5 protein-coding genes are annotated in these 10,627 nt (G+C 45.0%); all 5 read right to left on the bottom strand.

Annotated elements, in window-relative coordinates; translation table 11 throughout:
• A partial coding sequence (locus ABDW32_RS07445) for a hypothetical protein (protein WP_343560954.1) occupies window positions 1–635 on the bottom strand: 635 nt, incomplete at its 3' end.
• Window positions 636–778: 143 nt separating this feature from the next.
• Window positions 779–1,597, bottom strand: coding sequence for a hypothetical protein (locus tag ABDW32_RS07440; protein WP_343560952.1), 819 nt, complete (start codon window positions 1,595–1,597; stop codon window positions 779–781).
• A gap of 149 nt (window positions 1,598–1,746) precedes the next feature.
• Entirely contained in the window at window positions 1,747–2,565 is an 819-nt protein-coding gene (locus ABDW32_RS07435; protein ID WP_343560950.1) for a hypothetical protein, read from the bottom strand.
• Window positions 2,566–2,571: 6 nt separating this feature from the next.
• On the bottom strand, window positions 2,572–7,107 hold the full coding sequence (locus ABDW32_RS07430; protein ID WP_343560948.1) for an RHS repeat-associated core domain-containing protein: 4,536 nt from the start codon (window positions 7,105–7,107) through the stop codon (window positions 2,572–2,574).
• Window positions 7,108–7,135: 28 nt separating this feature from the next.
• Window positions 7,136–10,618, bottom strand: coding sequence for a hypothetical protein (locus tag ABDW32_RS07425; RefSeq protein WP_343560946.1), 3,483 nt, complete (start codon window positions 10,616–10,618; stop codon window positions 7,136–7,138).
• Window positions 10,619–10,627 lie beyond the last annotated feature (9 nt).

Here is a 10,627-nt window from a genome sequence, read left to right as displayed (position 1 = left end):
TCCCCCTTCTTACCTGAAACGACAAATGTGTTTGCATCTTCCCATTTCGCTTCTGAAACCACGCGATTGGCTTCAAAAAAGAGATTATAAAAAGCATTTAAGGTTACGATATGGTGCCTGCTCATTATGGTATCTTTTTCATAGACCAGTAAATTATAATGTAAAAAACCGGGCTCAACAATAGTCTCGACCTGCATTTTCCTTTTCACTCCCTTAAATCGCTTTTTATTGGTTAAGTGTGCAAAATGATAATTCAATTTATCCACTTCTGCAAAAGCATCGAGTAGTACATCTATATCCCAGTCCATTTCATTCGCGATTTTCAAAACTGCCTCCTTCAATATTTTTACTGTTAAAGCCTTTTTGGAATGATCGTCTTTTAATTGGAAATATTCCTGAAAATCAAACTGTTTATAATAGTTTACCAAAGAGTAAATCCCTTTAATCGGTTTATCAATCTTTTCCTGCTGGGTAGGCTCGATCAAATAAATCCTCAATCCCGTCGAGCCTATTTTTATCTTCCGAAAAAACTCATGTTCGATAAAATTGGCTATAATATACATTTCACGAGCCATTCTGGAGTATAAAACCGATCGGTCTGAGGCATCACTCCAAATAAAACATTCTAAATACATATCGGCTTTTTTTTATTAAGGTTGTAGTAAATTTTATGATTGAAGGGCATTCTTTACAACCAAATAAATGGCTAATTAAAGCATAAGCTACCATAACAAGTAGCTTATGCTTATTCCTATATAAAAAGAAGAAAAGTTCTGGATTAAATATAAATATGCCATTTACTGGTATCTCTATTTCGTAGCACCATTTCAATTTTTTGTTCATCCATGGTTGTGGCCAGATCAAACTCTTCCATAAACTCTTCCACGATAGCGTGCTCAAGGACAAATTTCCTGGTTAGCTTATCTTCATCCAGTTTATACTCAAATCTGATACGTTCCAGTTCCCCCTTCTTACCTGAAACGACAAATGTGTTTGCATCTTCCCATTTCGCTTCTGAAACCACGCGATTGGCTTCAAAAAAGAGATTATAAAAAGCATTTAAGGTTACGATATGGTGCCTGCTCATTAAGGTATCTTTTTCATACACCAGTAAATTATAATGTAAAAAACCGGGCTCAACAATAGTCTCTACCTGCATTTGTCTTTTCACTCCCTTAAATCGCTTTTTATTAGTTAAGTGGACAAAGTGATAATTCAATTTGTCCACTTCCGCAAAAGCATCGAGTAATACATCTATATTCCAGTCCATTTCATTCCCAATTTTCAAAACTGCCTCCTTTAACATTTTTACGGTTAGAGCTTTTTTGGAATCATTGTCTTTTAATTGTAGGTACTCCTGAAAGTCAAACTGTTTATAATAATTGACTAAGGGGTAAATCCCTTTTATCGGTCTATCAATCTTTTCCTGCTGAGTTGGCTCGATCAAATAAATCCTCAAACCTGTGGAGCCTATTTTTATCTTCCGAAAATACTCGTGCTCGATCAAGTTGCAGATCACAGACATTTCTTTTCCCAAAATAATGTAAGGTATAGTCACATCCACCGTAGTGACATCAATAAAACATTCTAAATTCATTGCATTTTTCTTTTCATTTAGGATGTAGTAAATTTTATGATTGAAGTGTATTCTTAACAATCAAATTAATGGCTAATCAATTAAAGCATAAGCTACCCATAACAAGCAGCTTATGCTTATTCCTATTCAAAAAGAAGAAAAGTTCTGGATTAAATATAAATATGCCATTTACTTGTATCTCTATTTCGTAGCACCATTTCAATTTTTTGTTCATCCATCGTAGTTGCCAGATCAAACTCTTCCATAAATTCATCCACGATAGCGGGTTCTAAAATAAATTTCCTGGTTAGCCTATCTTCATCCAGTTTATACTCAAATCTGATGCGCTCCAGTTCCCCCTTCTTACCAGAAATGACAAAGGTGTTTGCATCTTCCCATTTCATCTCAGAAATTATGCGGTTACCTTCAAAAAAATGATTATAAAAGGCATTTAAGGTTACAACTTTATGCTTGCTAATTAAATTACCTTTCTCTAACACAAGCAAGCTATAATGATAAAATCCTGGCTCACTATTAGTCTCTAACTGAATTTGTTGCTTAACTCCTTTAAAGCGTAGTTTGTTTGATAGGTGTATAAATTGATAATTCAATTTATCTACTTCTGTAAATGCATCAAGTAATACATCTATATCCCAGTTCATTTCGTTTGCAACCTCCAAAACTGCTTGCTTCAAAAGCTTTATAGTTAAAACCTTCTTGGAATGATTATCCTTTAGCTTGAAATATTCTTGAAAATCAAACCTCTTATAGTAATTCACTAATGGATAAACGCCTTTAATAGGTTTTTCAATTCGTTCCGGCTGATCAAGTTCAGTCAAAAAAATCCTTAATCCTGTCGAGCCGATCTTAATTTTACGGAAGTATTGATGTACAATATACCTACAAATAACCGAGATTTCCCTCCCCATAATAGAATAGGGGGTTACATCTTTAATATTTTTAAATTCAATGAAACATTCTAAATGCATAATTTATTACCGTTTAATATAAGTTGGATTTTTTCTAGGATCAGGTTGGAATTGTTTGGGAGGCAAATCAACCCAATTTCCAGTAGTCATAAAATACTGAGTAACATAATATAGCTCTACCATTTTAGCCATCTCTCTACCTGGCACTGGATAGGCTACCCAACGCCACCCATAAACACTACCATCTTTAGACTCACGATTAAACTTGTTCACCTGGTACTGAGGCCGGTTTTGAGGAAAATCCACATTTCCGGTAATGCCATATTTCTGTACGGTCATGTCTATTCCAAACGGACTACCGGTATAAATTACATATACTCCATGAGTATTTTGATTTTTATTACTATTTCCATGTACATAAGATTTTGGGACGGCGCCTGTTCTTCCTGCAATTTCACAGGCCATTTTATATAATGATGCCTCCCTTGCATCAAGACTTGATCCAGCGCCTGCAGTTAGAGGCATCGCTACCGCCGTAACTGTAAGACTTAACGATCTGGCCGCAAAAGCTGCTGTGGCAGCTAAATCTATAGATACTTCAAGCCCCGTTGTAAAAGTAACTTCTTTTAAGTACTCCGCAAATACTCCGGAAAGAGGGATGGAAACCGCGCCCCCTGGAGCCATAGCAACCTGATCCTCATCCGAGGAACTTGTGGTGGTTCCTGAAGCACTTTCCATGCTTCCCGCAGACCCATCGCTATTACTGCTTGCATATCCACTTTCCTGTTCGTCTCCCTGTAAGGCATCAGAAGTAAGTTCGTGAACCAGGTTATTAAAGTCTAACGCTTCCTGAAACTGATCAAACGCATGATTCCCTCCGCTCCAATAAGCAATCTCCTGCGGGGTCATGATCTGCATACCTACACTCATTACTTCCAGGCCTTTTAATCCTAAAGGATCTACAGTCGTCACCGGGTTACAGCTCATGGCATGATATGGACTTAACACTTGTTGCCCGTCGTCATCGGCCATTGGATCTATACTTAAGAAACGGCCAAGTTGCGGATCATACTGTCTGTTATGGAAATCCATCCATCTAAGATTTAGCTCCTCCCGGTACTCATTACCCTGGTAGCGCTGACGGTTAGTTAAACTGCCGGCTGCGGCGCTGCCCATGCCGGCCATCGGCAGGCCGTAAGGGTAATAGTGCTTCTCTTCAATCAGTATGCCCGGCTCCTGGCTCACCAGCATATTGTCAAAATAGGCTGGCATCTGACTTTCATTGCTTAGGTAAACGGCAACGTATCCGTTCTGCGGCGCTACTATGGTTTCTTCCTGTTGCATACCTACCGCTGCCCATTCATCGGCGCCGGTGGCCTGCCACAGCTGGCTGTGCTGGGGCTGTAGTTGCATGCGCTCGTCGAAGAACAGGTAGTTAAGGTAAGCCTTTGGTGCCCGGGGGTCGGTAGCAGCTTCTTTGAGGCTTTCAAATGCCTGTAGCGCTTCTGCACTGTTAAACATCTGGTTGGCCATATCAGTACCTACGCCCAGCTCTCCGGGAGGCAGACTCCCCGATACACCGGCTACGCTGCTGATGATTTGGGCTACTATGTTGTTTTCTGGATTAGTGGATTTATCACCCAGACTGTTATAGAGGCTAATGGCATCAATATGCAACTTATCGCCTTCCATTACTTTTAGCAGGATTGTTGAGGCTACCATTTTTTCAGGGTAGCTTCCATCCAGTTCTGCGGCTTTGGTATCGCTAGTGCTCAGGCTTCCGGGCTTGTCTTCCCGTACGGCGCTGAGGTTATCAAAGATTTGCTCTTCATTATTGGCATTTGCCAGTTCATTGCTGGCCTGATACTGCTGGGCCATCATACCTCCGGGAATGACTTCTGAGGTTTGTGATGAAGACACAATGCTACGGATATTGCCCAGGTGGTCTTTTACGAAAAACTGCTCCTGTGGCGTAGTTTTCGTCATATCGGTACGGCCTTCGGCGGTACTCAGCTGTTGCAGTATGTCATTTTTATACAATCCATTGGCCAGGTAATTCAGTTTGGTAGTGCTGGCCTCGGCCATCAGCTCCTGTACTTTGTTCCCTTTTGCATCGTAGCTGTAGTAGATCTTATACCCGTTACCAAAGGTGATGACCTGTGGCTTGTTGAAAGAGGTATAGGTGATGCCGGTGATGTTCTTGCTCTTGTCTTCGGTAAGGTTACCGCTCACATCATAGGAGTAGCCTTGTGCCGTTCCTTGCTGGAAATCGCCTACGCCATAATTGCTGGTGTTCTGGTCAATTACTTTGTCGATCTTATTACTATTGGTCTGGTAGGTGTACACGAGGCGGTCCAGGGCCACGGGGGTCTGGGTACCGGGGATCACACCTGATCGGTTCATGCGCAGGATATTACCATTGACATCATAAGAGGCGGACTCCAAAAAGTTCTTGTTGGCTATGGTCCAGCTGGTGGGTACATTGCTGCCAGTGGCGGCGGCTTCGTTATAAAAGGCATTGGTCATACGGCCGGCTTTATCGTACCAGTAGCCATAAGCATTGGCAGTAACATTGCTGCCGCCCGATCCCCTCCAGACCATACCGGTAGGCAGGCCGTCGTATCGGGCCAGTTCATAACCGTAGTCATAACGCAGGGCTTCGCCAAAAGTAACGCCTTTGCCGCCTTTATCTCCGGTAAGGGCATATTGTTCATTGATCCCTTTGAGCTCTCCTCTTACCGTGTAGGTAAAGGTCTGGGTCTCTGCCCCATTACCCACTTCTTTGGTCAGTATGCGGCCCAGCTCATCGTAGGTGAACTTGACCATACGCTCCCAGCCTTTGTTATTGATCTTGCGGCTGCTTTCCTGAAGGCGACCGCTATAGTCTTCGTACAGGTTGGAGGTGATTTGCAGGCTGCGCACATTTCCACCGGTTACGGTTGCATTGTGGCTCAGTACCTCGGTAAGGATTTGTCCAGTATAATTATATTGTATCGCAGAGGTATCAATGGCTCCGCTGGCATTCTGACTCAGTGTATAAATAGGGCGACCCAGGCTATCGTAGTACACTTTACTATAGATCCAATCTTGCAGGCCGGTAGTGGCGCCGGGTGCTTTGATGATCTTTACGGCGGTCCCGGTCAGGCGACCGTAGGTGCTGTTACCTTGTACATAGGCTTCTGCAGTGGCATTAGTGCTCAGCCAGGGCTGTATAAAGCTGCTGCTGAAGGACTGGCTGCTTAAGGGGGCATTGGTATAATCGTCGTAATAGTTATAGCTCAGGATCTCGGTATTGGTGATGCCGGTTCCCGGAGGCAGGGTGCCTTTTCCGGCACCCCAGATATAGTAGTGCGGCTGGCTGGACGTAGCGGAGGAACCCTGGCTCTGTGCCTGTGCCTGCCAGAAGGCACGGGTATTATTATCGGTCAGTAATCCGGTGGCGATCACGCGGTTACTGTTGTCGTGAAACACCAGTTCCCATTTACCCATACTGGCTTCCAGGGGGCTGCGGCGCATGACGGTCTTACCGGCCTTATCATATACCAGTTCGGTAAAGCCGGTCTCACCGGGTTTATGGATGGCTACCTGGCGGCCCATCGCATCGTACTGGTACTCAAAACAGAGCTCCTGCAGTATGGCAGTAGTCATTACCCAGTTGCTCTTGATCGCATCGGTGGCTTTGGGAGTGATGGTAAAGCGCAGGCGATCAAAATCATCATAAACATAGTAGGTGATGCCATAAATATTGGTTACTCCATTTATGTCGGAAGTGGAACTGAGCAGGTTACATTCGTATATTAATTTACCCTTCCGATCACTGAAGGCAACTTTTATTGAACCGTCTGCATTCGTTATCCGGTTTCCGACAAGTGTTCCGTTTCCGTAAATGCTGCTGCTTACCGGCAGGCCATTACTAATGCTCCAGAGGCGAATATTAGCTTCCGGTTTAAACGCTGCGTCATAACCGGCATTCAATATACTGGTGGTTACGGTACCCCGACCCTGACCTATGCGACTTTTACCCGGAGCTTGTGTGGTTACACTACGTTCGGTTGGTGTACTGGTATTTATGGTTTGCCCCACAGAAATTACGCCTGGGGAACTTATGCCGGTGGCTTCTTCGGGGTAGCGGCTGGCATTATGGTAGTTTACTGAACCGGACAGGGCATTGTTGTTATAAAAGGCCAGGCTGGAACTATATGGCTGGAAGCTGTACTGATTACCTCCTGTTATACGGGTGTCTACGGGTGCCACTGTATGCTGGTAGTTGCCACTACTGGTTTTGTAGGTATAGTTATTTACCTGCTGGTCTGTTGCCCCATGTGCATTGGTATAGGTGGTGGTGATCGCTACTTTGGTTGGATCAGGCTGGCTCAGGTACATACTTTCTATGGGTGTAGACCTGCGCACTTTGGGTATATACGTACGGGTATAGTTGACTTTTGATTTAATGTTACTGGCAGGTAGCGGTACGGTTACGGTACTGGTACCGGGTACTGCTGTCTGGCTGAGATTGGGCGTATTCTGCGCCCGCACGCTGCTGCAGGCCAGGCCCAGCAGCAGGCTTAAGGATATATATCGGAGCTTTTGGAAAGCGTTCATAAATTATATTTTTGTCTGGTTAAAGGGGTTAGTACTGGGCGCCGATTCCATATTCGGTTTGTTTCAGGATGTTGCCGTCCTGGTCGCGGGTCAGCACCAGGCGACCCAGCCCGTCGTACTCGTAAAAGGTCATACGGCCCAGGGCATCGGTGGTTACCGATGTACCAAATAATGGCGTGTAGCGGTAGTTTTCCATCACAGCACCGACCGGGTGTATGCGGATCTCTTCCAGGGCTATATAGCCGCTGTTGCTATGGAAGCCGATTTTCTGGCCGGTTGCCGTTGGGGTAAACAGCACTTCATATTGCTTATACTCTCCTTTCTGTGCAATTTGGTTCAGGCTAAACTGGGTACCGCCTTCTATACCAAAGGCTGGCACAGCATTGGAGGAGGCCCAGAAGGTAGCCCGGTATTTTTTGCCCGATTCCAGACTGCTGGTATAGAGTTCCTTGGTGGTACTACCAACCGGTTCCAGTACATATACGCCTTTGCCTACAAGCGGCTTGCTCACCGGAACGGTATAGCCTATACTGGGTATGCTCATCACGGAACCATTATAAAAGCTCAGGTGTGCACTGTTACTGGTGAGGTTCTGCTCTGCTGCCGCCTGATCAAATCCGGCATAGACAATTTCGTGCTGGCGGGCATTCACTACATCGGCGGTCTTCTTACCGCTCAGGGTGTCCCAGATCATGGATTTATACGCATCACTCTGCGGCACGTAGGTTTCTACAGGATTGCCTTTGGTATTGAACTTTTCTACATTGCTAACCTTCAGTACATAGCTAGCCATTGCGCCCGGATTGGCGTATGTATTGCTCACCTGCGGTGAAATAGTGTTTTGTGAACCCATATATGTGCTGTAGCTCAGGGGCTGATCAAGGGCGGTGTTGTACACGACTTTATTGATGACGCTGTTACCAACGGTGGTATATTGGAACAGGGAAGCGTTTAGCAGTCGGGAGTTGCTGTTGCGGGTACCGGAATTGGTACCGTTTAGCCAGGTTTCGGTGGCTACTACTTTTTCCATATCGTCCGTAACCATTTTTGCCAGTACGGTACTGGTATCGGGAGTGAGGTCATAGTTATAGATGGTCCGCTGTTCGGTATAATTACCATCGCTGTTATGCTGGCGTACGCTTTTCAGGTTGTTGCGGCTATCGTAACTATAGTCTGTATAATAGGTTGCGTAGGTGGTAGAACCGGTATAGATCTTCTCTGTTTTCTGGTTTACCAGGGCTACTCCTTTAAAGGGGCGGTATGGGTCTTTTACTAAGCGGTAGTAATACAGGTTCAGACAGGAAGTAAAGCCCTGGTACACCTTCGGATCATAGGGACTTGCGTCTTTGATATGGGTGGGTACGGCATTGGTGTCCAGTACTTTTAAGGTCTGGGCACTGGTGCTGTCAATAATAAAGTTGTATGCATAGTTCTCCTCTTTTACAATATATCCGTTATTATCAAATGATTTGATGATTACAGGAAGGCCGAGTTCCCATGTGCGTACGTACTGCTTGCGGGTAAACGGGAAACCGATATGGCTGATGCCTCCTCCTACTACCTGTGTCCGGGCCGGGCTTGCTCCATCTTTAAAATTGGTAAAGGTGTAGTCTGTTCTGCTGATCGATGCACCGGCTGCATCTTTTTTCAATTCGCTTACGGTAGAGTATCCATGATTGCTTCCGCGTGCGAAATAACCGGGGTTCATAAAGTTCTCGTAGCGGTAGAAAGTATGAATATCATTATTGCTGACATTGGCATAGTGGGAGATCACATCGAATACGCCACCGGGCAATAAATACTGACCATCGCTGTAGCTGAAACTATGTGTGTACCAGTTATTCGGCTCATTTTCATCTGAGATGACTACATCTTTCAGCCTTAATCCATCTCCGGTAGTACCGGTACCGGTCCAGTTCTGGCTGGGAATCAGGTCGGAACTGACAACGGTAAGTGCGTCATTGCTGCTGTAGCTAAAGGTGGCTTTGCTACCGGTCGCACTGGTAATGGTTTTCAGTATACCATATTGCATAGAGGTCTCATCAGTAGTCCGCGTGGTTAGGTCTGGCAACGAGTGTCCTTTGTGGCCTAACAGTGATGTTCCTCCGTTGTAATAGCCATAATAATCCAGTCCCCTACCAAAGCGTCTTTGTTTTTTATCATTATAACCAAAGGTGTACAGCCTGCTGGCGCTTCCGCTATTCATATCTACGACATTAATGCCTTTTAGCTTCAGGCTGTAGCGGTCGGGCTCATCTCCAAGGTAGGTATTGGTTTCTTCCAGTGAACTCTGGGCAGATGGTGTATGGAAATAGCTATAGTCAAAGGTGTATTTCATTTGCTTATCCTGCTCTTTATAGAGGACGGCATCCAGTTTGGAAAAATAGGGATATGCCTGATTGCCTGCGGTGCTGGCATGGCGCTGCAGTTCCAGGCGGGTATTTACGGTATCGTAGACCAGTTCGATTGTTTTACCGTATGGCAGGATTACCTGCTTTACTAATTGATAGGTATCTACCGTTTGGGAATAAGGGTCACTACTTCCACTGGAAAAGGTGTCTACCGCTACATTTCCGGTTTCCTTTACCTGGTACCAGGTGGAATCGGTGACGAATCCGGGTGGCATAATAAAGGTCTTGTAGGTATATAATACCGTTTCATTATCTGTGGTCAGGATCTTATCCAGCTTCCAGCTGACATTGATGCGGCTATCCTGTCCGCCAATAGCCAGTTCGGTATCATACTGCCCTCCGCAATTGGAGAGATGATACCACATATACGGGCTGCGAAAATAGGGCTTTACCTGTCGGATTTCTTTTACGGAAGGACTGAAGAAATATACCGTACCGGTTTGTCTGTCGGTAACACGAATATCTATATCCTGCCCGTAACGGTCGCTGTACGTTGTGGGTGCGGTATAGGGCTGACCGTTTACAAAGAACTGTACTCCGTATTTTTCCTGGCTGCTGACAAAGATGCCGCCGTCCTGTCCTATATAAAAGGTAAACTGCATGGAACCCACGCTTACGTTATATTCATCACTTTCGGGATCGCGATATACGTTCTGATCGGCCCGCTGTGTCGGGTTTTCCTTGCTCACTACCAGGCGTCCTTTATAATGCGTATATTTTTTGATGAGTGCTGCATTGGACGCAATAATTCCATCATTAGATACGGAGCTACCGGCGGAATACCATTCATCAGGAATACCTTTTACGGATCTGTTTATGCCCCCTCCCACGGCCAAGGACCAATGTGTGCCAGCTACACCGGCAAATTCCCGTACGGGCACGCCTTTGGTATTGTAGGACAGGGAAACTCCCAGCTCATTATTTTTCAGCTGATAAGAGGTAATGGGGATGCTGATATTGGCGACTCCGGTGTAGTGATCTACCGAGTACAGCTTACTCACATCCTGTGCTGTGGCGGTGGCCAGGGTACATAGCCCGAGGACGACCGATGGCAGGCGTTTACGCAATCGACTCATAAATTTGTATTTTGTATTTAGCATAAATGAAAA

This window comes from Sphingobacterium sp. (genome assembly GCF_039596235.1).
Lineage (GTDB): Bacteria > Bacteroidota > Bacteroidia > Sphingobacteriales > Sphingobacteriaceae > Sphingobacterium.
This window is presented reverse-complemented; position numbering and strand designations above follow the sequence as displayed.